This is a genomic window from Cupriavidus sp. UBA2010, assembly GCF_002335265.1.
GTDB classification, from domain to species: Bacteria; Pseudomonadota; Gammaproteobacteria; order Burkholderiales; family Burkholderiaceae; genus Cupriavidus; species Cupriavidus metallidurans.
In genome coordinates this window covers 16,985-41,828 of record NZ_DDCI01000013.1, presented here as the reverse complement: position 1 = coordinate 41,828, position 24,844 = coordinate 16,985, and the positions used below count along the sequence as shown (strand labels likewise).

The 24,844-nt window shown below is 66.3% G+C and carries 24 protein-coding genes; 8 read left to right on the top strand and 16 right to left on the bottom strand.

All coding sequences use genetic code 11. The features are described from left to right. Positions 1 to 3: 3 nt before the first annotated feature. Positions 4 to 642 carry an ABC-type transport auxiliary lipoprotein family protein gene (locus B2246_RS08780; protein WP_008648920.1) on the top strand — a complete coding sequence of 213 codons (639 nt, stop codon included), beginning with the start codon at positions 4 to 6 and terminating at the stop codon, positions 640 to 642. A gap of 51 nt (positions 643 to 693) precedes the next feature. Continuing rightward, entirely contained in the window at positions 694 to 2,016 is a 1,323-nt protein-coding gene (locus B2246_RS08775; RefSeq protein ID WP_035881232.1) for a VanZ family protein, read from the top strand. 16 nt (positions 2,017 to 2,032) lie between these two features. Here the strand turns inward: B2246_RS08775 and pcp are convergent, their stop codons facing one another. From pcp to B2246_RS08730, 9 genes are all read right to left on the bottom strand, one after another. Next, complete coding sequence (gene pcp / locus B2246_RS08770) at positions 2,033 to 2,698, bottom strand: pyroglutamyl-peptidase I (protein WP_008646602.1); 666 nt, start codon at positions 2,696 to 2,698, stop codon at positions 2,033 to 2,035. A gap of 13 nt (positions 2,699 to 2,711) precedes the next feature. Continuing rightward, the gene (locus B2246_RS08765) at positions 2,712 to 3,662 is read right to left on the bottom strand and encodes a DUF979 domain-containing protein (protein WP_035881231.1); all 951 of its coding nucleotides are present in this window, start codon (positions 3,660 to 3,662) and stop codon (positions 2,712 to 2,714) included. A 3-nt stretch (positions 3,663 to 3,665) separates the two neighbouring features. Beyond that, positions 3,666 to 4,409: a DUF969 domain-containing protein gene (locus B2246_RS08760; RefSeq protein WP_008646604.1), complete on the bottom strand. Its 744-nt coding sequence runs from the start codon at positions 4,407 to 4,409 to the stop codon at positions 3,666 to 3,668. Positions 4,410 to 4,476: 67 nt separating this feature from the next. After that, on the bottom strand, positions 4,477 to 5,217 hold the full coding sequence (pxpA, locus tag B2246_RS08755) for a 5-oxoprolinase subunit PxpA (RefSeq protein WP_008646606.1): 741 nt from the start codon (positions 5,215 to 5,217) through the stop codon (positions 4,477 to 4,479). A gap of 59 nt (positions 5,218 to 5,276) precedes the next feature. Next, on the bottom strand, positions 5,277 to 6,296 hold the full coding sequence (locus B2246_RS08750; RefSeq protein WP_286880098.1) for a biotin-dependent carboxyltransferase family protein: 1,020 nt from the start codon (positions 6,294 to 6,296) through the stop codon (positions 5,277 to 5,279). Continuing rightward, the gene (gene pxpB, locus B2246_RS08745; protein WP_008646610.1) at positions 6,293 to 6,943 is read right to left on the bottom strand and encodes a 5-oxoprolinase subunit PxpB; all 651 of its coding nucleotides are present in this window, start codon (positions 6,941 to 6,943) and stop codon (positions 6,293 to 6,295) included. The genes B2246_RS08750 and pxpB overlap by 4 nt, the downstream gene beginning before the upstream one ends. A 340-nt stretch (positions 6,944 to 7,283) precedes the next feature. Further along, complete coding sequence (lipA, locus tag B2246_RS08740; RefSeq protein WP_008646626.1) at positions 7,284 to 8,276, bottom strand: lipoyl synthase; 993 nt, start codon at positions 8,274 to 8,276, stop codon at positions 7,284 to 7,286. Positions 8,277 to 8,352: 76 nt separating this feature from the next. After that, positions 8,353 to 9,081, bottom strand: a complete 729-nt coding sequence (gene lipB / locus B2246_RS08735; protein WP_286880100.1) for a lipoyl(octanoyl) transferase LipB — start codon at positions 9,079 to 9,081, stop codon at positions 8,353 to 8,355. 138 nt (positions 9,082 to 9,219) lie between these two features. Beyond that, positions 9,220 to 9,588, bottom strand: a complete 369-nt coding sequence (locus B2246_RS08730; RefSeq protein ID WP_008646630.1) for a DUF2917 domain-containing protein — start codon at positions 9,586 to 9,588, stop codon at positions 9,220 to 9,222. Positions 9,589 to 9,781: 193 nt separating this feature from the next. Here B2246_RS08730 and B2246_RS08725 point away from each other — a divergent pair, with 193 nt between their 5' ends. Beyond that, a complete protein-coding gene (locus B2246_RS08725) occupies positions 9,782 to 10,738 on the top strand; it encodes a transcriptional regulator GcvA (RefSeq protein WP_186425513.1) in 957 nt (318 codons plus the stop codon). On the opposite strand, the gene B2246_RS08720 is transcribed toward B2246_RS08725, so the two are convergent. The 7 genes from B2246_RS08720 to B2246_RS08690 all read right to left on the bottom strand — a co-directional run bounded on the left by B2246_RS08720 (position 10,735) and on the right by B2246_RS08690 (position 18,892). Further along, positions 10,735 to 11,862 (bottom strand): tyrosine recombinase XerC, encoded by a 1,128-nt coding sequence (locus B2246_RS08720; RefSeq protein WP_186425512.1) that lies wholly within the window; start codon positions 11,860 to 11,862, stop codon positions 10,735 to 10,737. The two genes, B2246_RS08725 and B2246_RS08720, sit on opposite strands and share 4 nt — an antisense overlap. A 19-nt stretch (positions 11,863 to 11,881) precedes the next feature. Beyond that, the gene (locus B2246_RS08715) at positions 11,882 to 12,553 is read right to left on the bottom strand and encodes a DUF484 family protein (RefSeq protein WP_035881227.1); all 672 of its coding nucleotides are present in this window, start codon (positions 12,551 to 12,553) and stop codon (positions 11,882 to 11,884) included. A 52-nt stretch (positions 12,554 to 12,605) separates the two neighbouring features. After that, complete coding sequence (gene rodA / locus B2246_RS08710; protein WP_008652644.1) at positions 12,606 to 13,748, bottom strand: rod shape-determining protein RodA; 1,143 nt, start codon at positions 13,746 to 13,748, stop codon at positions 12,606 to 12,608. A gap of 13 nt (positions 13,749 to 13,761) precedes the next feature. Next, positions 13,762 to 16,143: a penicillin-binding protein 2 gene (mrdA, locus tag B2246_RS08705; RefSeq protein ID WP_286880105.1), complete on the bottom strand. Its 2,382-nt coding sequence runs from the start codon at positions 16,141 to 16,143 to the stop codon at positions 13,762 to 13,764. 43 nt (positions 16,144 to 16,186) lie between these two features. Next, positions 16,187 to 16,699 carry a rod shape-determining protein MreD gene (mreD, locus tag B2246_RS08700; protein WP_008640831.1) on the bottom strand — a complete coding sequence of 171 codons (513 nt, stop codon included), beginning with the start codon at positions 16,697 to 16,699 and terminating at the stop codon, positions 16,187 to 16,189. Further along, entirely contained in the window at positions 16,696 to 17,706 is a 1,011-nt protein-coding gene (gene mreC / locus B2246_RS08695) for a rod shape-determining protein MreC (RefSeq protein ID WP_286880109.1), read from the bottom strand. The genes mreD and mreC overlap by 4 nt, the downstream gene beginning before the upstream one ends. A 142-nt stretch (positions 17,707 to 17,848) precedes the next feature. Beyond that, positions 17,849 to 18,892: a rod shape-determining protein gene (locus tag B2246_RS08690; RefSeq protein ID WP_008648066.1), complete on the bottom strand. Its 1,044-nt coding sequence runs from the start codon at positions 18,890 to 18,892 to the stop codon at positions 17,849 to 17,851. 965 nt (positions 18,893 to 19,857) lie between these two features. Between B2246_RS08690 and gatC the strand changes: the two genes are divergently transcribed. Genes gatC through gatB form a run of 5 tightly spaced genes read left to right on the top strand, consistent with a single transcriptional unit; the run spans position 19,858 to position 24,827 of the window. After that, positions 19,858 to 20,157: an Asp-tRNA(Asn)/Glu-tRNA(Gln) amidotransferase subunit GatC gene (gene gatC, locus B2246_RS08685; protein WP_008648047.1), complete on the top strand. Its 300-nt coding sequence runs from the start codon at positions 19,858 to 19,860 to the stop codon at positions 20,155 to 20,157. 51 nt (positions 20,158 to 20,208) lie between these two features. After that, positions 20,209 to 21,708 carry an Asp-tRNA(Asn)/Glu-tRNA(Gln) amidotransferase subunit GatA gene (gene gatA / locus B2246_RS08680; protein ID WP_286880152.1) on the top strand — a complete coding sequence of 500 codons (1,500 nt, stop codon included), beginning with the start codon at positions 20,209 to 20,211 and terminating at the stop codon, positions 21,706 to 21,708. Between the two features lie 7 nt (positions 21,709 to 21,715). Next, a complete protein-coding gene (locus B2246_RS08675; RefSeq protein ID WP_024569258.1) occupies positions 21,716 to 22,189 on the top strand; it encodes a hypothetical protein in 474 nt (157 codons plus the stop codon). A 33-nt stretch (positions 22,190 to 22,222) separates the two neighbouring features. Then, positions 22,223 to 23,293, top strand: coding sequence for a dienelactone hydrolase family protein (locus tag B2246_RS08670; protein WP_186425510.1), 1,071 nt, complete (start codon positions 22,223 to 22,225; stop codon positions 23,291 to 23,293). A 37-nt stretch (positions 23,294 to 23,330) separates the two neighbouring features. Next, positions 23,331 to 24,827, top strand: a complete 1,497-nt coding sequence (gatB, locus tag B2246_RS08665; RefSeq protein WP_411860088.1) for an Asp-tRNA(Asn)/Glu-tRNA(Gln) amidotransferase subunit GatB — start codon at positions 23,331 to 23,333, stop codon at positions 24,825 to 24,827. Positions 24,828 to 24,844: the final 17 nt, after the last annotated feature.

Sequence of the window (24,844 nt, the reverse complement as noted above, 5' to 3'; positions counted from 1 at the left end):
ACCATGACCATCGCCTCCGCTCTCCGATTCACCGCGCTGGGCCTGCTGATCGCGCTGTCGGGTTGCAGCGTGCTGTCCTCGCAGCCGCCTTCGACCACCTATGATTTCGGCCCGCTGGCAGCGGCGCCATCTCAGCCGCCGGCACCGTTGCCAAAGCTGCGCATCACGCAGACCGACGGGCCGATCTGGATGGACGGCAGCGGCATCTACTACCGGCTCCAGTACACGCAGGCACAGCGACTGCAGGCGTACTCGACGCAGCGTTGGGTAGACTCCCCGCAGCACCTGTTCAACGATCGCCTCCGCGACGCTGTGGCCGCTCGCGGCCCGCTGTCATGGTCGGGCGATACGACGATCCCGGCGCTCAAGGTTGATCTGCTCGCCTTCGAACAGGTCTTCGACTCCCCGACCAGCAGCCGCGGCGTGGTTCGAGCCCGCGCCACGGTCTACCACAAGGGCTTGATCGGACAGAAAACGTTCGTCGCCGAACAGCCGGCGCCAAGCGCGGACGGCCAGGGTGGCGTCAAGGCACTTTCGACCAGCGTCGATGCCGTGATCGCCGCGATCCTAGACTGGACCGCGACGCTCCCGCTCGATGGCGCGCAGGCATCGACCGCGCCGCCGGCCCCGCAGCGCCGATGAGCGTAGAGTGGTAGCCGTGTCGGTCACATCGTTCGACGTCCTACCGTAGTCATGGCACAGGCAACGCCCCCGCCCTCTCCCCACTCCCCAGAGCCTCCGGAGCCGCAGCGGAGCCAACCGGAGGACACGCGCCAGTCCGAACTCGAAGTCGCGCTGCTGCCGCGTCACTCGCCGGTGGCGCGCGTGGGCCTGCTCTGCTTCACACTGCTCGTGGTGTACGCGAGCCTCTATCCGTTCACCGGATGGGTCAACAACGGCGTCTCGGCATTCGCCTTCCTGACCGCGCCGAAGCCGCGCTACATCACCGAGTTCGATCTGCTGACCAATGTGCTCGGCTACTGCCCGTTCGGCGCGCTCGTTGTGCTGTCTCTGCATCCGCGCGTGTCCGGCGCGCGGGCCACGCTGATCGCGCTGGTGGCCGGCGCGCTGCTGTCCGGCTCGATGGAGGCGCTGCAGACCTGGCTGCCAACGCGCATCTCCTCGAACATTGACCTGATCACGAATGCGCTGGGCTCACTGCTCGGCGCGGCCGTGGTGGCGCCGTTCACCAGTGCGCTGGTGGACCGCGGCACCCTGACGCGACTGCGCTACGCGTGGTTCGAGCCGTACGCGAGCTTCGCGATCATCCTGATCCTGCTCTGGCCGTTCGCGCAGATCTTCCCGCAGGAGCATCTGTTCGGCATGGGCGGGATCGTGCGGGAATGGCTGACCGACCCGGACTCGTGGCCGATGGAGCTGGTGCAGGCCTACTTCCCTGCGCTGATCGCATGGCAGGACAACATCGGTCTGCGCCCTGACGATATGCAGGGCCAGTTGATGCTGGAGACGATGGTCACAGCATCGAGCTGGATCGGCACCGGCCTGTTCGCCTCGATCGCCATGCGGCGCACCGCGCCGATGCTGCGCATCCTGGCGGGCCTGCTGACTGCCGCGCTCATCATCAAGGCCGCGGTAGCCGAGCTGCAGTTCCCGGACGACAACGCCTTCAACTGGCTGTCCGAGGGGGGGCGCTTCGCGCTGCTGACGAGTTCGCTGGTGCTGGTGCTGCTGTTGCGCCTGCCACGCTGGCTGCGGGCGATCCTCGCCACGCTGGCGCTGGCGACGCTGATCGTGCTGACCAACGTGCTGCCGTCGAACCCGTACGCTTGGATTTCGGAGCAAGGCTGGCGCATGGGCCGCTTTATCCATTTCAACAGCCTCGCGCAATGGCTGGGCTGGCTATGGCCGCTCCTGGCGTTCTTCTACATCATCTGGCGATTCGAGCAGGCCAGCGTGCGACGCCGGCTGGTGCGGCGCGCGAGGCGCCGCGCCACCGAGCGCGCGGTGGCGGCCGCGACGGAAGCGCAGCAGGAATCGAAGCGGCCGCAATCCTGAGGCCGCTCCGCTCCTGCTAGTGCAGTTGCCCGCCGCCCTCGCGAATATCCGCGTCCGTCGATAGCGACGTGGCCACCGCCACGCGCAACCCCGCGATCAGCGTATCGAGTGCGAGGCTCGGCGCCCCCGGATGGCGTGCGGCCTGTTCAGGCAGATAGGGAATGTGGATGAATCCCCCGCGCGTGGTCGCGGTGCTGCCCGTCTTGCGATGGGCAAGCACGTGCATCAGCCCATAGAAGACATGGTTGCAGACGAAGGTACCTGCGGTCTGCGAGACCATCGCAGGCACGCCGGCCGCGCGCATGTCGCGCACGATCGCCTTGATCGGCAGGGTCGAGAAATACGCGACCGGGCCATCCTTGGCGATCGGCGCGTCGATCGGCTGGGCTCCGGCGTTGTCGGCAATGCGGGCATCGTCGACATTGATCGCCACGCGCTCGATCGACAGCTCGGTGCGGCCGCCGGCCTGCCCGACGGCGATCACCACGTCAGGGCGTAGCGTATCGACCAGCGCGTCCATTGCCTCAATGGCCTTGCCGAAGACGCAGGGCAACTGCCGCGCAACGATCAAGGCATCGCCCACGCGCTCGCCATCGAGCGCCCGCACCGCCTCCCAGGACGGATTCACCGGTTCGTTCTCGAACGGCTCGAAGCCGGTCAGCAGGACAGTACGGGTGGTCATGGTCAGGCTCCGGTTACATCAGGAAGTACAGCAGGATGATATTGGCCACCAGGATGCACAGCGCGGTAGGCACCTGCGCGCGGATCACGGCGTTCTTGTCTTCCAGTTCCAGCAACGCGGCAGGCACGATGTTGAAGTTCGCTGCCATCGGCGTCATCAGCGTGCCGCAATAGCCGGAGAACATGCCGATCGCCGCCATCACGGCCGGGTTCGCATTGAACATGCCGACCAGGATCGGCACGCCAACACCACCGGTCATCACCGGGAACGCGGCAAAGCCGTTGCCCATGATGATCGTGAACAGCGCCATGCCCACGCAGTACACCGCCACGGCCACGAGCTTGTAGTCCATGTTGATGTACGCCGTGGTCAGGTGCGCCACGGCCTTGCCCACGCCGGCATCGGCAAACACCAGACCCAGCATCGCCAGCATCTGCGGCAGCACCAGCGCCCAGCCAAGCGATTCGATCAGGCGACGCGATTCACGCATGCTTTGCGTCACCGTGTCGCGTGTGAGCCAGCAGACCACGATCAGCGAGACGATACAGCCGATGCCCAGCGACACGAACGTGACGTTCTTCGGATCGAGCAGCGCCAGTCCGGCGATCTTCACATCCTTGAACAGCACGGTACCGAGCACCGTGACCAGCGGGATCAGCAGCGCGGGAATGAACAGCTTGTTGCCCAGGCGGCGCGCGCTGGCGCGACGCTCTTCGTCGGGCAGGCTGCCATGCTTGCCCTGCCCCACGCCGCCGAATCCGGCGATCAGCGCCATCACCACCGCGCCCACGCCAACAATCGCGGGCGGGATCTTGTCGCCGACGAGAAAGATGACCGCGTACAGCAGCCAGAACAGCCCCGTGGACAGCCGACGCGGGTGCGTCTTGTCCGTGAACGTCATCAGGGCCGTGATCAGCAGGACGAAGCCGGCCAGCCAGTAGAGATAGTCGATCGAGACAATCATGGCTTACTCCCCTTTCGCTGCGTTGGCTACAGCAGTGGCCGGCGTGCCGGCGGCTTGCTTGCCACCGAGTTCGCGCTCGAGCCAGCCATCGAGGCGCTTCAGGCGCACGGCATGGATCAGGAACGCGCAGATGGCGGTGGGGATGCCCCAGACGGCGATGTGCAGCGGCTCGACGTCGATGTTCGATGACAGCAGGAACGTGTGCATCAGCGCGATGGCGCCGAAGGCCACAAAGATGTCCTCACCGAAGAACAGGCCAACGTTGTCGGTTGCGGCACAGAACGCCAGGATGCGTTGGCGCACCGGTTCGGGCAGATGACCGAACCGGTTCTCGGCCGCGCCTTCGGCCATCGGCGCCAGCAGCGGGCGCACCATCTGCGGATGGCCGCCCAGGCTCGTCAGCCCCACCGCAGCGGTGAGTTCACGCACACCCAGGTAGACGATCAGCAGGCGGCCAACGGTAGCCGATGCGATTCGCGAGATCCACGCCTGGGCATGCTCGCGCAGCCCATGACGCTCGAGCAGGCCGATCACCGCCAGCGGCAGCAGGATGATCAGCGGCAGGTTGCGCGCCTTGACGAATGCCGTGCCGATCGCCGTGAAGATCTGCATGACAGGCATCGACGCGGCCAATCCGGTGACGATAGCAGCCGCGGCCACCACCATCATGGGATTGAACCGCAGAACAAAGCCAAGGATGATGACGCCGACCCCTAGCAGGGGCCAAAGATTGAGTGCGGTTTCCATGGAGTGCACCGGATAAGGTTTGGGGGGAGCAAAACCAGCGCGTGAGTGAGCCTGTCGTGATGGCCCGTCAGTTGCCGGCACGGATGGCAATGCCTTCCGCGCCGAGCCGTTCCCGGATGCGGCGCGCGAAGGCAAGCGCGTGAGCACCGTCGCCGTGCAGACACACGGTTTCGGCGCGAATCGGTACCCAGGTGCCATCGATCGCGCGCACCTGCTTGTCGCGGATCATCGACAGCGTCTGGTTCAGGGCCACTTCCTCGTCCTCGTGCAGCGCGCCCGGCGTGCCACGCTTGACCAGCGTGCCATCGGGGTTGTAGCCACGGTCGGCGAAGACTTCTTCTTTCACGCGCAGGCCCGCCGCGCGCGCGATGTCGATCATCTGGCTGTTGGCCAGGCCAAAGAAGACCAGGTCGGAGTCGTAGTCACGCACGGCGCGCACGATCGCCTCGCACAGCTTTGCGTCGCGCACGGCCATGTTGTAGAGCGCGCCATGCGGCTTCACGTGGGCGAGTTCGCCGCCCTGCGCGCGCACCATCGCATCGAGCGCGCCGATCTGGTACAGCACATCGGCATAGACCGCCTCGGGATCGCGCTGCATCTCGGTGCGGCCGAAGTTCTCGCGATCCGGAAAGCTCGGATGCGCGCCGATCGACACCTCGTTGGCCAACGCCCATTTCACGGTTTGCAGCATCGTGGCGGCATCGCCCGCGTGCCAGCCGCAGGCGATGTTGGCGGAGCTGATCAGCGCCAGCAGGGCTTCGTCGTTGCCGCAGCCTTCGCCGAGGTCGGCATTCAGATCGATTTGCATGTGCGTCCTCCGGGGATATGTAGGGGCAGAGTTCGTTGTTCGTTGCGTCGTCTGGGCGTTCAGGCGACAAAGCGCGTGGTCGCGCGGCGCCGTGCTGCGATCTGCATGCCGTCGCGCTGCCATGCCAGTGCCTGGTCGATCTGGCGCAGGTAGCGGTCCACCTCGGCCTGCGCGGCGGCGGCTTCCTCGAGCGTGACCTGGCGGAAGCGCACCGTCGCGCCCAGCGGCACCTGCGCCAGTCGCCACAGGTCCGCGCCAATTACAGTGCCGATCTTCGGATAGCCGCCCGTGGTCTGCGCATCGCTCATCAGGGCGATAGGCTGGCCTGACGGCGGCACCTGCATCACGCCCGGCACCACGCCGTGCGACAGCAGGTCGGCCGAGCGCTCGGCTCGGCGTGCCAATGCGGGACCTTGCAGACGCAGGCCCATGCGGTTGCTTTGCGGCGTGATGGTCCATTCGGACTGCCATAGCGCGGCTTGCGACGCCGGCTCGAAGTCGGCGTACTCGGGGCCGGGCAGCAGGCGGATGGCGATGGCATTGCCACCGTCTTGCCCGGGCAGCGCCCAACCCGGCGCGGCCACGCCCACCCAGTCCTGCGCCTGCTCGATGCCGGGCCGGCCTACGGGCACGCGATCGCCGTCACGCAACACGCGGCCTTCAAAGCCGCCAAAGCCGGACTTGAGATCGGTGCTGCGCGAATTCATGACCAGGGGCACGTCGATGCCACCGGCCACGCAGAGATAGGTGCGCGTGCCGCCGCGCGGCGACGGCAGCGTGAGCGTCTCGCCACGGCGCACGTCGAACGCGTGCCACGACCAGACCGGGACACCGTCAAGATTCGCGCTGCATTCGGCGCCCGTCAGCGCCACGCGCATGTCGGCCTCGAAACGCACGGCGGCGCGGCCCAGTGTGAACTCGATCGCCGCCGCGCCGGGATCGTTGCCAAGCAGGCGATTGCCCACGCGCAGCGCCAGGTCGTCAGCCGCGCCCGAGCGGCCCACGCCGAAGCGGCGAAAACCCACACGACCGAGGTCCTGCACCGATGCCTGCGCGCCAGGTCGAATGATCTCGATCACAGCAGGATCTCCTCGGCAACGAAACGCACGGTATCGCCGGGCGCGAACAACGACGGCGGATCGCGATCAGCCACGAATAGCTGGGCGTCGGTACGCCCGATCAGTTGCCAGCCGCCCGGCAGCACGGCCGGGTAGATGCCGGTCTGCTCGCCACCAATACCCACCGCGCCGGCGGGCACGGCCAGACGCGGCTCGCGGCGGCGCGGCGTGGCCAATTCGGGCGCAAGCCCGCCCATGTAGGTAAAGCCGGGCTGGAACCCAAGGAAATAGACCACGTACTCGCCAGCGGCATGGCGCCGCACGACCTCCGCGGGTGTCAGGCCCGTGTGGGCGGCCACATCGGCCAGATCGGGCCCGAACTCGCCGCCGTAGCGGACCGGGACTTCCACGAGCCTGCCCGTCGCATTGCGTGCCTCTCCCGAAGCCCAGGCGAGCTTCAGGTTGCGCTCCAGCGCTGCCACGTCCGCCGTGCCATCGAAGGTCACGGTGAGGTTGTTCATGCCCGGCACCACGTCGACCACGCCCCGCCAGTCTGCTGCGCGCGCGGCCATCGCCCAGATACGTCGCTGGACATCGAGCGACGCCGGCGGCTCGACGCTGTAAAGCAGCGCCTGTTCAGCCAGACGATGGACAGTGCATTGAGGCATTTGGAACTCGCGAGGTAACTGCAGCCCGCAGTCTCAGGCAGTGTAGGCGCCACAAGACCACGGTGCTGACTCGCCGATGAAGCCGACGCGACTCAATCGAATTTCATCGACGATTTATCGATAAATTCATGGTATCGAAACTTACCCGTGCACGGCACTCGGTGTTGACCCTAAGTAGTTATGCACCGTTAGCGACAAGAACACGCCAAGAAGATGCAAAAGAGATTCACACATCACCTCAATGGAAAGACTGCTGAAAGGGTGTGGAGACGTACGGCGCAAAAAAAAGCGGCCGGAGAATCCGGCCGCTTTTCGTGACGCGCAAGAAAACGTCGATCGATCAGGCAAACCCCGCCTGATGCGCCTGCTGATCAGCGTGATACGAGCTGCGGACCATTGCGCCGACGGCGGCGTGGGTGAAGCCCATCTTGTACGCCTCTTCTTCGAACATCTTGAAGGTGTCCGGGTGGACGTAGCGCGTAACCGGCAGGTGGTGATTCGACGGCGCCAGGTACTGGCCGATCGTCAGCATGTCGATGTCGTGGGCGCGCATGTCGCGCATGACTTCGAGGATTTCCTCGTCAGTTTCGCCCAGACCCACCATCAGTCCCGACTTGGTCGGCACATTGGGGTTGCGGCGCTTGAAATCCTGCAGCAGCTTCAGCGAATGCGCGTAATCAGCGCCGGGGCGGGCCTGCTTGTACAGGCGCGGCACGGTTTCCATGTTGTGGTTCATCACGTCGGGCGGGCATGCCTGCAGGATGTCCAGCGCGCGGTCCAGGCGGCCGCGGAAGTCCGGCACCAGGACTTCGATACGCGTGTTCGGCGACAGCTCGCGCGTTTGCGAGATGCAGTCGACGTAGTGCTGGGCGCCACCGTCACGCAGGTCGTCGCGGTCGACGCTGGTGATCACCACGTAGTTGAGCTTGAGCTGGGCGATCGTGCGCGCCAGGTTGCCGGGCTCGTTCACGTCGAGCGGGTCCGGGCGGCCGTGGCCCACGTCGCAGAACGGGCAGCGACGCGTGCACTTGTCACCCATGATCATGAACGTGGCCGTGCCCTTGCCGAAGCATTCACCGATGTTCGGGCAGCTGGCTTCCTCGCACACGGTCACGAGATTGTTGGCGCGCAGGATGTCCTTGATCTCGTAGAAGCGCGAATTGCCAGTGGCAGCCTTGACGCGAATCCAGTCCGGCTTCTTGAGCTTTTCCGCCGGCACGATCTTGATGGGGATGCGAGCGGTCTTCTCGGCCGACTTCTGCTTCTTGGTCGGATCGTAGTCGGCAGGGGATTGCGTGACTTCGCTGGACGTGGCGATCGGGGCGTCGCTCATACTGTTCTCCGCACGCGCGTCAGCGTGCAATGTAGGCTGTAAATATAGGCTGTGATTCGGGCCGGGCTAGCCATGCTCAGGCGGCCTCGGCAGCGGCTTGTCCCGGTACCGGGGCACGCGCTTCGCGTGCTGCCAGTACCTCGCACAGGGCCGCCGCCAGGCGTTGTGCGATTTCGGGTTGTTGTGTCGCGGTGACGGGCCGATGCACCGTGCCGCCGGCATCGTCCGCCACCGTGAAGGCGGCGCCCGCGGTAGCCATGTCGACCGTTTCCAGTCCGGCATAACCGCAGGGATTGATGCGCAGGAACGGTGACAGGTCCATCTGCACGTTAAGGCTGACGCCGTGATAGCTGCAACCGTTGCGGATCTTGAGACCAAGCGCGGCGATCTTGGCACCCTGGTGCGTACCGTCGGACAGGTAGATGCCCGGGGCGCCGGCCTTGCGTTCGGCTGCGAGATTATACGCCGCGAGCGTGTCCAGCACCGCCTGCTCGATATCGTGCACGAGCTCGCGCACCATCAGGTGACGCCGGCGCAAATCGAGCAGCAGGTAGGCCACGACCTGTCCCGGTCCGTGGTATGTGATCTGGCCGCCACGATCGATCTGCACGACCGGGATCGTGGCGTCGGGGGCGAGCAGATGCGCGGGATCGCCGGCCTGGCCAAGCGTGTAGACCGGCGGATGCTCGACCAGCCAGATCTGGTCGGGCGTCTCGGACGTGCGGGTGGCGGTGAAGTCCCGCATGGCGTCGAAACAGGGCTGATACGGCTGGCGGCCCCGGTCGATGACGTGAATCGGATGCATGGGCAAGAGTGTAACGAAAAGGGCCGGCCTACGCAGAGCGCGGGCCGACCCGATTTGCTTCGTCATACCGGTGTTCAGCGTTCGTCGCGCGGCGGCCAGACAATTCTAAGCCGCCGCTCCGGCACCGCCCCATCGGCATCAGGAGGCGGTGATCTTGTCTTCCGCGGGCGTCCACTCCGTGCCTCGAACCAGCCGCTTTACGGCGCGATATGCAAGATGCGGCACATCGGCCAGCGTCAGCGCCGGACGGCGCGCTTCGGCGATCAGCGCCAACCGTACCGTGCCGGCGGCACGCGGGTCCACGCTGAGCACGATCTCATCGCCGCGCCGGAGCATCAGGCTCGAACCACAGCGCAGCCAGTAATCCTCCGAGTCGTTTTCGCGGGTCACCCATACATCCATGCCTTTCGCATCTTCCACGAACAGGCGCTGTGCCGCGTGCAGCGACAGCGCGGTGACTTCCCCGGGGGCGAGGGTGAAGACGGTCGTTGTGAGCAGGGCTTTCATGATGACTCTCCGTGAGTCCGGATTCCAGCTGTCTTGGCGGGGGTCCAGAAACTGGCTTGGCATTTGGACCGGGCCAGTTATTCATTGCATTCAGCGGTGTCCGGTGAAGTGAATTCTAGTGATTGCCCTGCCACTATCAAAACGATATATATTCTTGTGTCTTGTTAGCCAACCTCACATAGCCGAGAGCACCATGGTCTGGACCGGAGCCTGGAATCCCGACGAACCGCGTAGCTGGAAGCGCGAGTTTCCGCGCCTGCCCGCGCTGGCCGCGCTGCGCACCTTCGAGGCCGCGGCGCGCCACGAGAGCTTTTCGCGGGCCGCCACCGAATTGTTCGTCACGCACGGCGCGGTCAGCCACCAGATTCGCGCGCTGGAGGAGGAACTGGGGCAGCAACTGTTCGAGCGCCGGGGCAAGCGCGTGATGCTGACCACCAACGGGCGTCTCTATGCCGAGCGCGTGCGTGACGCGCTGTTGCAAATCGCCGATGCCACGCGCGTGCTGCAGGCCGGCAATCGCGACAAGCGCCTGACCATCAGCACCATGCCGTCCTTTGCCGCGCGCTGGCTGACGCCCCGCATCGGCAGCTTCATCGAGCAGCATCCGGAACTGGACGTCGAACTGCTGTCGTCGAACTCGCTCGTCGACTTCGCCAGCGAGGAGGTCGATATCGCGCTGCGCATGGGCACCGGCCACTACCCGGGCCTCTACGTGGAGCGGCTGCTCGACGATGTGTTCTTCCCCGTCTGCAGCCCGAACTACAACGGCGGCCGCCTGCCCGAGCAACCGGCCCACATGGCCGGCATGCCGTTGCTGCGGGGTGAAGGCGATCCGTGGAAACCGTGGTTCGAAGCGGCCGGGCTCGACTGGCCCGAGCCGATGAAGGGCCTGCTGCTGCAGGATTCGTCGCTGCTGCTGCAGGCTGCGGCCGAGGGACAGGGCGTGGCACTGATCCGCTCGTCGCTGGCCTACAACGACCTGCTGTCCGGCCGGGTGGTGCGATTGTTCGACGTCAGCATTCCGTGCCCGTGGCTGCTCCACTTCGTCTGCACGCATACCAGTCTGGAGACGCCCAAAGTCCAGGCCTTCCGGCACTGGCTGCTGCCCGAGATGGAGCGATTCCGCAACATCCTCTCGCAGTGGAACTAGTCTTCGCCTGAATCGTCCGGCTCGGCCAACTCGTCCGATTCGTCCGACTTGCCGGGTTTCACGCTGGATGCCTTGGGCGGCTTGCTTGCCCGACCGGCGCGCGGATGGGCCTGATCGTAGACCTTGGCCAGGTGCTGGAAATCGAGCGAGGTGTAGATCTGCGTGGTGGAGATGCTGGCGTGGCCCAGCATTTCCTGCACCGCCCGCAGGTCGCCCGACGACTGCAGCATATGCGTGGCGAACGAGTGGCGCAGCATGTGCGGATGAACATCGCTGGGCACCCCTGCGGCCAGCGCCTGGCGTTTGATGCGCTGCTGCACCGTGCTGATCGGCAACCGCCGGCCGCGCGTGCCAAGAAACAGCGCGTGGGCATCCTCGGGCAGCGCGCCGGGCCGCAACATCGCCTCGCGCACGTGAATCCAGGCTTTCAGCGCCTGGATCGCCTTGCTGCCCACCGGCACGGTGCGCCGGCGCGAACCCTTGCCGAGCACGGTCACTTCGGCGCCATCGAGATCGAGCCAGCCGGACGAGCGATAGTCGCCGTCCTCGGTATAGCGGACGTCGAGCTGGATCAGCTCCGACAGCCGCAGGCCGCTCGAATAGAACAGCTCAAAGACAGCCTGATCACGTAGCGATTCGTTGGTGTCGTCCTGGCGATGGGCGACCAGCGCCACCGCATGTTCGACCGAGAGCGCCTTGGGCAGCGGCCTGCCACGCTTGGGCGCGCGCACGCCGTCGACGGGATTGGACTGTACGCCGTGACCATGCCGCGCCGCCCAGAGATAGAAGCCGCGCCACGCCGACAGCGTGCGTGCGATGGTGCGGGCAGACAGGCCATTGCCATGCAGCCGCGCCGCAAACGAACGAATGTGGCGGGTCTCCAGCGCCAGCAACGCCACGCCGGGCGCCAGGCGAATGGCTTGCGACTGCAACACGGACAGATCGTGCCCGTAGCTGGTCAGCGTGTGCGCGGCGAGCTTTCGGCTCGTGGCCAGCCAGTCGAGATAGCGCACCACCAGCGGGTCTGGGGCCGGCCTCTCGGCCGACGCCTCATCGGCCTCATCGGCCTCATCGGCCCCAGCGACCGCATGGGCCCTGTTGCGTGCCGGCTGGCGCGTGCGCATGGGGGAGTGTTTGCCCCGCTTAGTCGCGCAGGCGATTCAGCGCCGCGCCGGCGACTTCGCCAATCTGGGCCAGATAGGCGGTGCCCATGCCTTCATGGAAGCGGCGCGCGTCGGGCGAGCCCAGCACCAGCAGGCCGAACGCCGCGCCCGGGCCGTCCTCGTCGGGCTTGGCCGGCACGCGCAGCGCCACCATCGCCAGCGATGCGACGTCGTCGCGCTCCAGCAGTTGAGCGGCCTCGAAACCGGCGTTCGCGCCGCAGAACGGCGCGCGCAGGCCTTCGGCGAACAGGCGCAGGTCATCGCTGGCACCCTGCGCCACTTCCATGTGGGCATAGGTCTCACCAACGGTCCACAGGCGCAGCCCCACGGCGGGCACGTCGAACACCTGCTGCAGGCCGTCACGCACCGCATAGGGCAGCGCGTGGGAATCGGCCTCGGCCAGCAGGCGCATCTGCCAGTCATGCATACGCTGCTGCGTGCGATCGTTCTCGTGGCCGTGCCGAACGAGATCGGCCAGCTTGAGTTCCAGACCCTTGTTCTTCTCGCGCAGGATTTCCATCTGGCGCTCCTGCAGCGACACCGCCCGATGGCTGTGTGGGCTGGTCAGTTGCACCGTCGCCAGCAGTTCGGCGTGATCTTCGAAAAACTGCGGATGGCTCTGCAGATAAGCGGCAACGTCTTGTGCGTTCATGGGCTTCCACCGGAACAAATTTTGGATGGCAGTGTAGCAAAGACGCCATCCACTACGTTTGTATTAACCGTTTCTGTCTGGAAATGCTCATCAGAATGCCGATGCCCATTCCCAGCGTCACCAGCGCGGTTCCCCCGTAGCTCATCAGCGGCAGCGGCACGCCCACCACCGGCAGGATCCCGCTCACCATGCCCATGTTCACGAAGGCGTAGGTGAAGAAGATCAGCGTGATGGAGCCGGCCAGCAGACGCGAGAACAGCGTTGGCGCGTTCGCCGCGATATAGAGCCCGCGGAAGATCAGCAGCAGGTACAGGACCAGTAGCACCGCATTGCCGATCAGCCCGAACTCCTCGGAGAACACGGCGAAAATGAAGTCGGTGTGCTTCTCGGGGATGAATTCGAGGTGCGTCTGCGTGCCCTTGAGCCAGCCCTTGCCGGTCACCCCGCCCGAGCCAATCGCGATGATCGACTGGATCGTGTGGAAGCCCTTGCCGAGCGGATCAGTGGTCGGGTCGAGCAGCGTGCAGACACGGTGCTGCTGGTAGTCGTGCAGGATCGGCCAGTTCACGCCCGGCGCACAGATCTGGTTCTGGTAAGTCACGATCAGCGTGATCACCACCACGCCCGCACCGAGAATCGGCAGGATGATCTTCCACGTCAGGCCCGCGAAGTAGATCACGTAGATGCCGGCGGCCAGCACCAGCAGCGCGGTGCCCAGGTCAGGCTGCTTGGCGATCAGGCCGACCGGAATACCGAGCATGATCAGCGCCACGACGAAGTCGAACCATTTGATCACCCCCTCGCGCTTCTGGAAGTACCACGCCAGCATCAGTGGCATCGCGATCTTCATGATCTCGGAGGGCTGAATCACCATCCCCACATTCAGCCAGCGCCGCGCGCCCTTGCGGATCAGGCCGAACATCGCCACGGCGATCAGCAGCGCTACCCCCACGGTGTAGAGCGGCACGGCAACCCGCATCAACAGCTGGGTCGGCATGTAAGCGATCACCAGCATCACCACATACGACAGCAGGATATTGCGCAGCTGGTCCTCGACCCGGCCCGGCATGTCGATCGCGGCCGAGTACAGCGCGATGATGCCGGTGGCGAACAGCAGAAAGACGATCAAGGCCAGCGGCTTGTCGAAGCCGGTCAGGGCAGACTTGATGATCGATACGACGCGGCGTCGGTCCATGCGCGTCTCCTTGTTACTCTGAAACGTTGTTGCGGGCCGCCGAGCCCGAGGCCGGGCCCGCGACATTGGCGGGCTTGGGCCGGGCGGGCTGCGTCTTCGGCTTGGCGGGTGCCGGGGCCGAGGCGGGCGTTGCGCGCGACGGCGTGGCGGGTGGCGTCGGTGCTGGCTTGCTGTGGCCAAGCGCCTGCAGCATCCGCGCATCGAGCGTCACTTCGGCCGAGGCCGGGGCGATGGCATTCGGGTCGAGCTGGCTGGCAATCGTGTCGGATGCCGACCGTGCCGCCGGCACCGATGCGGAAGCCCCCGCCGCGCTCGCGCCTGCGGCATTGGCGGCGCCCGTCGCGGCATCCGACGCGGCGGCCGGTGCCGTCTGCATCACCGTGGAACTGGCGGCATTGGCAGTCTGGCCGGTCGTGAACACGCTCGGCGTATCGACGGGCGGCTTGCCGCCAGCGCGCTCGCGCTCCGCAGGCGGCGGGGCCGTCGCGGCCAGTTCCTCCGGCCACTTGCCCAGCAGGTAGTAGTCCATCACCTTGCGCGCGATCGGCGCGGCCACGGCGGCGCCGAAACCCGCGTTCTCGACGATCAGTGCCAGCGCGATCTTCGGATGATCGGCCGGGGCGAACGCGGTGTAGAGCGAGTGATCGCGCTTGCGCTCGTCCAGCGCGTGGTGGTTGTACTTCTCGTTCTTGCCCAGCGTGTAGGTCTGCGCCGTACCGGTCTTGCCGGCCGACTCGTAGGCAGCGCCGGCGAACACCCGTGCGGCGGTACCGGAGTGCGTCACGGCAACCATCGCACGCTTGATCACGTCGATATCGCCCTGCTTGAGCGGGATGCGATAGCTTTCCTTGGGCACGGTCAGCGTGCGCTTGCGCGAGACCGAATCCTCCACCGCCTTGACCAGGTGGGGCTTCATCGCCACGCCGTTGTTGACCAGGATCGACACCGCGTTGGCCAACTGCAGGATCGTGAAGCTGTTGTAGCCCTGCCCGATGCCCAGCGAAATGGTTTCGCCGTCATACCACTTCTGCTGCTCGGGGCGGCGGTACGCCTTCCGCTTCCAGTCCGTGGACGGCAGGATGCCGCGGTTTTCGCCCTCGATATCGATGCCAGTGACCTGGCCGAAGCCGAGCGGCTTCATGAAATCGTGGATCGCGTTGACGCCCATGTCACGCGCCAGCATGTAGTAATAGGTATCGCACGACTGCACGATCGACGCCTGCATGTCCACCCAGCCGTGGCCGCCGGGCTTGTCGTCGCGGAACGTGTGATTGCCAAGCGTGAAGAACCCCGGATCGTGCATCCCCCAGGCGGCGGTGCGCTTGCCCGTGGTCAGCGCGGCCAGCGCCATGAACGGCTTGTACGTCGAGCCCGGCGGATAGGTGCCACGCAACGGTCGGTTCAGCAGCGGCTTGTCGGGCGAGGTGTTCAGTTCGTCCCAGGTCTTGGAGTCGATGCCTTCGACGAACAGGTTCGGATCGAAGGTCGGCTTGGACACGAAGGCCAGGATGTCGCCCGTTTCGGGCTCGATCGCCACCAGCGCGCCACGACGGTCGCCGAACAGCTGCTCGGCCAGTTGCTGCAGGCGGATGTCGAGCGACAGGATCAGGTTGTTGCCCGGCGTGGCCGGCGACGTGGACAGGGTGCGAATCGGCCGCCCACCCGCGCTGACCTCCACCTCCTCGAAGCCCGTCAGGCCGTGCAGCTCGGTCTCGTAGCTCTGTTCCAGCCCGATCTTGCCGATGTAGTTGGAGCCCTTGTAGTTGTCGGCGTCCTTGCGCGGATCGTACTTGTCGCCATCGGCGGCGTCGTTGGCCTCGTCCATGGCCTCGATCCGCTCCTGGTCACGCTGCGAGATGCGACCCAGGTAGCCGACCACGTGGCTGGCCGCTTCGCCCATCGGATACTGGCGGAACAACCGCGCGCGCACGTCGACGCCTGGAAAGCGAAAGCGCTGCGCCGAGAACCGGGCCACTTCCTCGTCGGTAAGCTGGCTGCGTATCGGCAGGCTTTCGAAGCTGCGCGACTCCTCCAGCAGCCGCTTGAAGCGGCGACGGTCGCGCGGTTGGATATCGACGAGCGTGGCCAGCTCCTCGATTGTGTTGTCGAGCGTGTCGGTCAGCTTGGACGGCGTGATTTCAAGCGTGTACGCGGAGTAGTTGCGCGCCAGCACCACCCCGTTGCGGTCCATGATGATGCCGCGGTTCGGCTCGATCGGCGCCACGGAGATGCGGTTGTCCTCGGCCTTGGCCGAGTACTGGTCGTGCTTGTACCACTGCAGCCACAGAAAGCGGGAGAACAGCAGGCCAAAGCAGACGACCGTGAACAGGGCGGCGGCCGCCACGCGGATGCGGAAGCGGCCGATTTCCAGTTCGACGTTGCGAATTTCGGTCATGGCGGTACTGCGGGCGGCGTGGTGAGCGCGTCAGGGATTGGGACTAGATCGGACGCGTCTCATCGACTTCGTTCGATCTGCGTTGCGGCGCCAGCAGCAGGCTGGTGGCCATCGGCCACAGCACCGCCTCGATCACCGGGGCCAGCAGCAGTTGCCAGCCGGGCAGCGGCGCGCCCATGGCCAGGCGGATAACCACCGGCACCGCGTGCGCGATGAACAACAACGGCAGCACATGCAGCGCCTGCGCGTAGACCGAAAACCACAGCACGCGGCGGTGGATCGTGATCGCGAAGTAGGCCAGCAGCGTGTAGGCAAGCGCATGTTCGCCAAGCAGGCGGGCGTCATGCACGTCCATCAGCAAACCCAGCAGGAACGCCACGCCCATGCCGACCTTGCGCGGCTGGTGGATGTTCCAGAACACCAGCACCAGCGCCACGACGTCCGGGATCCAGAGCGTCTCGCCCCAGGGCATCAGGTTGATCAGGAACGCCAGCACGAAGGTCAGCGCGATGAACGCGGGATTGACCGGGCGCAGCAGGTATTGGGATGTCGTCACCGTGCGGGCTCCGAGGGTTTCTGCGCCGGCGCGGCCGTGGGCGTGTCCGCGGGCTTGTCGGCCGGCGTGGCCGCCTTGTCTGCCTTCTGCTCGGCGCCAGCGCGTGCCGCCGCCGACCGCGCGCCGCGCTCGGCCTTCTGCGACGTGGCTGCCTCCGGCGGGCGCGGGGCAAGGCCCGACTCATAGCGCACCACCAGCAGCTGGCGATGCGAACGCACACCGGCCACGGGCTCGCAATACACGCGGGAGAACGCCGTATCGGCTTTGCGTTCGATCTGGACGATCTTCGCCACTGGCAGGCCAGGCGGATAGGTGCCATCGAGGCCCGACGTCACCAGCAGGTCGCCCTGCTGCAGATCGGCCGATGCCGCCATGAAGCGCAGGTCCAGCAGACCGGCGCGTGAGCCGCCGAAGGCCACGCTGCGCAGACCGTTGCGCACCACCTGGACCGGGATCGCCTGTTCCTTGTCGGTCAGCAACGTGACTTCCGACTGGAACGGGGAAACGCGCGTCACCTGGCCGATCACGCCGCGCTCGTCGATGACCGGATAGCCAGCGCGCAGGCCCTGCATGCTGCCGCGGTCAATCACGATGCGCTGGCTGTAAGGGTCCCGGGCGTCGTAGAGGATTTCCGCCGGGGTCACCGGCGTGGTCGATTGCTGCGTCAGGTTCAGCAGCTTGCGAAGCTGGTTGTTCTCGGATTCGAGCTGGGCCTGGCGTACCGAGGCGTTGGCCTGTTCGAGCGCCGCACGCCGCAGTTCGCGGTTCTCGTTGGCCAGTTCGACGGAAGACTGGGCATAGTCGAAGACGCCACGGATGGCGTCGCGCGGCACCAGCACCAGACGCTCCACCGGCATCAGCACGGTGGCAGCCACCTGGCGCACGTTGCGCATGGCGTCAAAGCGCGCGTCGACGATCAGCAGCACCAGCGCGATCGTCACGAAGATAACCAGACGCGCAACGGCGGACGTGCCTTGCTTGAAGAGCGGCGGTGGAGAGTAATCCATTTACCCGTGCGCAGGCGATGCCAATCCGCCAGCGCGACGCCCCGTCCCTTGCGGGACGGGGCGGGCCGGGCTGGCGGAGAAAACGTTCAAGATGGAGGAGGATCCGGCGACGCGACTCACCACGTTGCCGGGTCCGGTTGCATTACTCGTACGAGAAGATGCTGCCGAGCTTGTCCATACGCTCCAGCGCCATGCCGGAGCCGCGCACCACGCAGGTCAGCGGGTCTTCGGCCACCAGCACCGGCAGGCCGGTTTCCTCGGCCAGCAGACGGTCCAGGTCACGCAGCAGCGCGCCGCCGCCGGTCAGCATCATGCCGCGCTCGGCGATGTCGGCGCCCAGTTCCGGCGGGGTCTGTTCCAGCGCGATCTTCACGGCCGAGACGATCTGGTTCAGCGGATCGGTCAGCGCTTCGAGGATTTCGTTCGACGACACCGTGAACGCGCGCGGAATGCCTTCGGACAGGTTGCGGCCCTTGACTTCCATTTCGCGGACTTCCGAACCCGGGAAGGCCGAGCCGATTTCCTTCTTGATCGCTTCGGCGGTCTGCTCGCCGATCAGCATGCCGTAGTTGCGGCGGATGTAGTTGACGATCGCCTCGTCGAACTTGTCGCCGCCCACGCGCACCGAACCCTTGTAGACCATGCCGCCCAGCGAGATGATGCCCACCTCGGTGGTACCGCCGCCGATATCGACGACCATCGAGCCCGACGGCTCCGACACGGGCAGGCCGGCGCCGATCGCCGCCGACATCGGCTCCTCGATCAGGTACACCTGGCTGGCGCCGGCGCCCAGGGCCGATTCACGGATGGCGCGGCGTTCCACCTGGGTGGAACCGCACGGCACGCAGATGATGATGCGCGGGCTCGGACGCAGCAGCTTCGAGTCGTGCACCATCTTGATGAACTGCTTGAGCATCTGCTCGGTCACGGTGAAGTCGGCAATGACGCCGTCCTTCATCGGGCGGATGGCCTCGATATTGCCTGGCACCTTGCCCAGCATCTGCTTGGCTTCCTTGCCCACCGCGGTAATCGTCTTCTTGGCGTTGGGGCCGCCTTCCTGACGGATAGCCACGACCGACGGCTCGTCCAGGACGATGCCCTTGTCGCGCATGTAGATCAGGGTGTTGGCGGTGCCCAGGTCGATGGCCAGGTCGTTGGAGAAATAGCTGCGGAGAAATCCGAACATCAGGAATCCTGTCTTCTGTTGTTTCGCGGGTATGCGAAGCGGCCGGCGCCGCCTGCGGCCCGGCCACGAATCGTTTGCAAGGGTGATGGTTCACGGCTCCCCGGTGCGTGCGGCCCGCGCCAGCCATGCTGGCACGCCCCGATGCCGCTGGCACGCCGGATCGGCGGTCCGCGGCGCTCCGCAAACGGCGCAGACCTGCACGCGCCGAACCGAGAGGTGCTAACAAAACGACTCTGGCGATTCTGGCAGCGCGGCGATGGACAAACGCCTTCACCGCGCCCGGCCAGACCCACCAGGCTTCGCTTTGTTAGCACCCCTTACGGGAACCTTTGATTAGACTCTGCGCGAAAGTTCGCCGCCAGATGCGCCGGACAGGTTAAATACACCTGACGTGTGGCAGTAGCCTAATCGGAGGAACCTGATTGTTACGACTGAAAATGCGATGATTTCCCTCTGCATATCGCAGGATGGTCACCGCGCAACCCCGTGTCCAATACGCGCCGGACTTCCACGCTGTACCGGATAGTGCGTCCCCCTGTTGTATGGCGCCGACGGCAATCATGCGCCGCCAGTGTTGCACGGCTACGACGGCCGACGCTCGGAAGTGGTCCGTTCCGGGTCTCGGGGCCGTTCTGGTCGACCGCGAAAACCGCCTGGACTGTGCCGACGGCGTCACCATCGGGCATCCCTGCCCATCCGAAGTGGAGCGCGCGTTGCGGGGAATCTGCAACGCATAATCATACCTTATAATTCTCGCTGTTTCGGGGCGTTTGGCCCCGGAAAAACTTGTAACTTCGACGATCCTGGGGCGCCTCCCCGGGCGCACCAGTCCGGCACGCCCTGGCCACCCCGCCGCCGTGCCACCCGAAGCGCCCTTCCGGCCCCCAGATGGCCGGCACCCCCGAATCCGGCCAAGATACTTCCAGTCCAACGGACCGAACCCGGCGCACGCGCCGCATCACGCCATGGCTCTCGCACTCTCCGACGTCAAGCGCATCGCGCATCTGGCCCGCATCGAAACTAGCGATGCCGAGGCCGAGCAAACGCTTGCGCAACTGAACAATTTCTTCTCGCTCGTGGAGCAGATGCAGGCGGTGGACACCACCGGCATCGAGCCGCTGGCGCACCCGCTGTCCGCCGTGCGCGACATCGCCCAGCGCCTGCGCGAGGACGCCGTCACGGAATCCGACCGCCGCGCCGATTACCAGCGCCCCGCGCCAGCCACCGAAAACGGCCTCTACCTGGTGCCGAAGGTCATCGAGTGACAACGCGGTCTCCGATACCACGTTGCCCACCACCCAGACGCCATCATCGACATGCCCTTTTCAGCTGATTCCGTGACTTCCCTGCGCCAGATCGCCGATGCCCTGGCGGCGCGCTCCGTTTCCGCCGAGGAACTCGCCCGCGAGTACCTGGCCCGCATCGAGGCCGGCCGCGCCCTCAATGCGTTCGTCGCCGTCGACCCCGAACTGACCCTGGCCCAGGCCCGCGCCGCCGACGAGCGCCGCGCCCAGGGACAGGCCACGCCACTGACCGGCGTGCCCATCGCCCACAAGGACGTCTTCGTGACGCGCGGCTGGAAGTCCACCGCCGGCTCGAAGATGCTGGCCAACTACGAAAGCCCGTTCGACGCCACCGTGGTCGAACGCCTGGCCGCCGCCGGCATGGTCACGCTGGGCAAGACCAACATGGACGAGTTCGCGATGGGCTCGTCGAACGAGAACTCGTTCTTCGGCCCGGTGGGCAACCCGTGGGACACCAGCCGCGTGCCGGGTGGCTCCTCGGGCGGTTCCGCCGCCGCCGTGGCCGCCGGCCTGACACCTGCCGCCACCGGCACGGACACCGGCGGCTCGATTCGCCAGCCGGCCTCGTTCTCGGGCATCACCGGCATCAAGCCGACGTATGGCCGCGTATCGCGGTACGGCATGATCGCGTTCGCGTCGTCGCTGGACCAGGGCGGCCCGATGGCCCATTCGGCAGAGGACTGCGCGCTGCTGCTCAACGGCATGGCCGGTTTCGACCCGAAGGATTCGACCAGCCTGACCCCGGAACTGGGCGGCGTCACCGAGGACTTCACGCGCCTGCTGGGCCAGCCCCGCGCAGGCGCCACCGCCAGCCAGCCGCTGGCCGGCCTGCGCATCGGCCTGCCGCGCGAGTATTTCGGCAAGGGCCTCTCGGCCGACGTCGAACAGGCCTTGCGCGCCGCGCTGGCCGAGTACGAGAAGCTGGGCGCGACGCTGGTCGACGTGACCCTGCCGAAGACCGAACTGTCGATCCCCGTCTACTACATCATCGCGCCGGCCGAGGCATCGTCGAACCTGTCCCGCTTCGATGGCGTGCGCTACGGCCATCGCGCCGCGCAGTATGGCGACCTGCTCGACATGTACAAGAAGAGCCGCGCCGAAGGCTTCGGCCCCGAGGTCAAGCGCCGCATCATGGTGGGCACGTACGTGCTGTCGCACGGCTACTACGACGCCTACTACCTGCAGGCTCAGAAGATCCGCCGCATCATCGCCGACGACTTCCAGCGCGCGTTCACCCAGTGCGACGTGATCATGGGTCCGGTGGCGCCCACGGTGGCGTGGAAGCTCGGCGAGAAGACTGCCGATCCGGTCCAGATGTACCTGGCGGACATCTTCACGCTGTCCACCAGCCTGGCGGGCCTGCCCGGCATGAGCGTGCCGTGCGGCTTTGGCGGAGGCAACATGCCTGTTGGCCTGCAGCTTATCGGCAACTATTTCGATGAAGCGCAATTGCTGCAGACGGCCCATGCGTTCCAGCAGGCCACCGACTGGCACCTGCGCCGTCCGGCCTGACAACGCCATGCAAACACGCCCCCTGCCCATCGTCAGCATGCGCGCCGCCGCGGCCCTGGCCCTGGCGGCGACGCTGGCCGGCTGCATTCCGCTGCCGTTCGGCGGCCGCTCGACGCCGATCGCCGCGCGCGATATCGACCTCGTCGGCGATTGCCGCCGCACCGAGGAAGATGGCTTCCGCGAGGACGCGCAATTGCGCGTGTCCAACAACACCGTGCAGCAGCTCCAGTGGAAGCTCTGGGTGGGCAAGCGCGGCTCGTGCAGCTTCAATCTGGCCGATTTCCGTCAGGTCAAGAAAACGCCGCATATCGAACTGCGCGCCAACGACGGCAGCGCCTGCGAGCTGATGGTCTGGCAGGACCCGCGCCGCATCACGCTGGCGCACGCGAATTGCCAGGCGCACTGCACGCCGGGCATCTATGAGCAGGCATGGCCGGTGATGTTCGAACCGGGTTCGGGCGACTGCGCCCGCACGCGCTAACACGCGCTAAGCGACACCGTCCATCGACAGATCATGAGGCGCCGACCGCACCTTTCCACGCTGACCCCCACGCCGCTGGTTCCGACCATGGCGGGGCGCTGGCTGCGCGCGAGCGTGGCGGCAGTGGCGATCGGCATGGCGCTCCTGCAGGCCGCGCCCGCGCAGCCTGCTGTGTCATCGGCACCACCGTCGCCGGCGCCGACCGCTTCCGCCAGCGCCCCCGTGACACCGGCTACGGCGGCCCTGGAACCGGCGGCCCAGCGGGTGCGCATTCCCGGCGATGGCGGCTCGCCGGAACTGACCGGATACTGGTTCACACCCCGCGAAGGCGGCCTGCCCCGTTCGCAGCCACTGCCCGTGGTGGTAGCACTGCACGGTTGCAATGGTCTGGTCGACATGCGCGTGGCCGCGAAGCGCGCGGGCACGATCGAGGAAGTCATCGATCCGGCCGGCGCGTTGCAGAGCCGCTACCGCGAGTACGCGCACTGGCTTGCCGAGCGTGGCTATGCGGTGCTGATGCCGGACAGCTACAGCGTGCGCGGCAGGGCCCAGGGCACCTGCGGTGACGCCCTCGAATCGCGCGCGATCGACGACCGGACGCGCCGGGGCGACGCGCTGGCCGCAATGCGATGGGTAGCCCGGCAACCTGGCATCGATGCCCGCCGCATCGTGCTGCTGGGCTGGTCCAACGGGGCGCAAGCCGTGCTGGCCACAATCGACGCCAGCCGGCCCTGGCCCGGCGGCACGCCCACGGTGGACCGTGCGGTGGCGTTCTATCCGGGATGCAAGCGCGCGGTGCAACAGCACAACTTCCGGCTGCGCTCGCCGCTGCTGCTGCTGATCGGCGGCGCGGACGACTGGACGCCCGCCACGCGCTGCGCGATGCTGCAGAACGCCGTGCAGTCGCGGCAGCCGGGCGCGCGCTTCCGGCTGGAGATCTATCCGGGCGCGTACCATGGCTTCGACGGCACGAGCGAACTGCATGTGCGGCGCGATGTGATCGCGGCGCGGCGCAACGGCGGCGTCACGGTGGGCGGCGATGCCGTGGCCCGCGTGGCCGCGCTGGGACAGCTCGATTCATGGCTTGCGAGCCCGGATCCCTGATATCACCGGGACCTGGCTCGACGAGCACCGAACACAGATACAGAAAGACTCAAATCAGGCTTACGAAGGAACAACCGCCATGCAATGGGAAGTGGTGATCGGCCTGGAGACGCACACGCAGCTCTCCACGGCCTCCAAGATTTTCTCCGGCACCTCCACCGCGTTCGGAGCCGAGCCGAATACGCAGGCCTCGCCCGTGGACCTGGCGTTGCCGGGCGTGCTGCCCGTGCTGAACCGCGGCGCCGTGGAGCGCGCCATCCAGTTCGGCCTGTCGATTGGCGCGACGATTGCGCCACGCAGCATCTTCGCGCGCAAGAACTACTTCTACCCTGACCTGCCGAAGGGCTACCAGATCAGCCAGTACGAGATCCCCGTCGTGCAAGGCGGCCAGATCACGATTCAGGTGGAAGGCAAGCAAGGCGTGTATGAAAAGACCGTCAACCTGACGCGCGCCCACCTCGAGGAAGACGCCGGCAAGTCGCTGCACGAGGACTTCGCTGGCATGACCGGCATCGACCTGAACCGCGCGGGCACGCCGCTGCTGGAAATCGTGACCGAGCCCGACATGCGCAGCTCGGCCGAGGCCGTGGCCTATGCCAAGGCCCTGCATTCGCTGGTGGTGTGGCTTGGCATCTGCGACGGCAACATGCAGGAAGGTAGCTTCCGCTGCGACGCCAATGTGTCCGTGCGTCCGGTGGGCCAGGAAAAATTCGGCACACGCCGCGAGATCAAGAACCTGAACTCGTTCCGCTTCCTGCAACAGGCCATCGACTACGAGGTGCAGTGGCAGATCGCCGAGATCGAGGATGGCCGCGAGATCGTGCAGGCCACCGTGCTGTTCGACCCGGACACTGGCGAGACGCGCGCGATGCGTACCAAGGAAGACGCGCACGACTACCGCTACTTCCCCGATCCGGACCTGATGCCGCTGGAGATCGACGCGGCGTGGGTCGAGCGCGTGAAGAGCGAACTGCCCGAGTTGCCGGCCACGATGCAGGCACGCTTCGTGTCGCAGTACGGCCTGTCGGCGTACGACGCAAGCACCATCACGGCGACGAAGTCGCTGGCGGCTTACTACGAGGCCGTCGTGACCAACGTTGGCGCGGCCAGCGCCAAGCCGGCGGCGAACTGGGTGATGGGCGAGATTGCGTCGCAACTGAACCGCGAAGGCATCTCGATCGACGAAGCGCCCGTGCGCCCGGCGCAACTGGCCAAGCTGCTGGCACGCATTGCGGACGGCACGGTGTCGAACAACACCGCCAAGAAGGACGTGTTCCCTGCGATGTGGGCTGGCGAGTCCGACGGCGACGCCGACGCGATCATCGCGGCCAAGGGCCTGAAGCAGATGTCCGACACGGGCGAGCTGGAAAAGATCATCGACGACGTGCTGGCCGCCAACGCCAAGTCAGTCGAGGAATTCCGCGCCGGCAAGGAGAAGGCGTTCAACGCACTGGTCGGCCAGGCCATGAAGGCCACCAAGGGCAAGGCTAACCCGGCGCAGGTCAATGAACTGCTGAAGAAGAAGCTGGGCTGATATCGGCACCCTGGAAG

Coding starts and splice junctions, on each gene's coding strand:
- B2246_RS08780 (WP_008648920.1), top strand. CDS start 4: ATGACCATCGCCTCCGCTCTCCGATTCACCGCGCTGGGCCTGCTGATC.
- B2246_RS08775 (WP_035881232.1), top strand. CDS start 694: ATGGCACAGGCAACGCCCCCGCCCTCTCCCCACTCCCCAGAGCCTCCG.
- pcp (WP_008646602.1), bottom strand. CDS start 2,698: ATGACCACCCGTACTGTCCTGCTGACCGGCTTCGAGCCGTTCGAGAAC.
- B2246_RS08765 (WP_035881231.1), bottom strand. CDS start 3,662: ATGATTGTCTCGATCGACTATCTCTACTGGCTGGCCGGCTTCGTCCTG.
- B2246_RS08760 (WP_008646604.1), bottom strand. CDS start 4,409: ATGGAAACCGCACTCAATCTTTGGCCCCTGCTAGGGGTCGGCGTCATC.
- pxpA (WP_008646606.1), bottom strand. CDS start 5,217: ATGCAAATCGATCTGAATGCCGACCTCGGCGAAGGCTGCGGCAACGAC.
- pxpB (WP_008646610.1), bottom strand. CDS start 6,943: ATGCCTCAATGCACTGTCCATCGTCTGGCTGAACAGGCGCTGCTTTAC.
- lipA (WP_008646626.1), bottom strand. CDS start 8,276: ATGAGCGACGCCCCGATCGCCACGTCCAGCGAAGTCACGCAATCCCCT.
- lipB (WP_286880100.1), bottom strand. CDS start 9,081: ATGCATCCGATTCACGTCATCGACCGGGGCCGCCAGCCGTATCAGCCC.
- B2246_RS08730 (WP_008646630.1), bottom strand. CDS start 9,588: ATGAAAGCCCTGCTCACAACGACCGTCTTCACCCTCGCCCCCGGGGAA.
- B2246_RS08725 (WP_186425513.1), top strand. CDS start 9,782: ATGGTCTGGACCGGAGCCTGGAATCCCGACGAACCGCGTAGCTGGAAG.
- B2246_RS08720 (WP_186425512.1), bottom strand. CDS start 11,862: ATGCGCACGCGCCAGCCGGCACGCAACAGGGCCCATGCGGTCGCTGGG.
- B2246_RS08715 (WP_035881227.1), bottom strand. CDS start 12,553: ATGAACGCACAAGACGTTGCCGCTTATCTGCAGAGCCATCCGCAGTTT.
- rodA (WP_008652644.1), bottom strand. CDS start 13,748: ATGGACCGACGCCGCGTCGTATCGATCATCAAGTCTGCCCTGACCGGC.
- mrdA (WP_286880105.1), bottom strand. CDS start 16,143: ATGACCGAAATTCGCAACGTCGAACTGGAAATCGGCCGCTTCCGCATC.
- mreC (WP_286880109.1), bottom strand. CDS start 17,706: ATGGATTACTCTCCACCGCCGCTCTTCAAGCAAGGCACGTCCGCCGTT.
- B2246_RS08690 (WP_008648066.1), bottom strand. CDS start 18,892: ATGTTCGGATTTCTCCGCAGCTATTTCTCCAACGACCTGGCCATCGAC.
- gatC (WP_008648047.1), top strand. CDS start 19,858: ATGGCTCTCGCACTCTCCGACGTCAAGCGCATCGCGCATCTGGCCCGC.
- gatA (WP_286880152.1), top strand. CDS start 20,209: ATGCCCTTTTCAGCTGATTCCGTGACTTCCCTGCGCCAGATCGCCGAT.
- B2246_RS08675 (WP_024569258.1), top strand. CDS start 21,716: ATGCAAACACGCCCCCTGCCCATCGTCAGCATGCGCGCCGCCGCGGCC.
- B2246_RS08670 (WP_186425510.1), top strand. CDS start 22,223: ATGAGGCGCCGACCGCACCTTTCCACGCTGACCCCCACGCCGCTGGTT.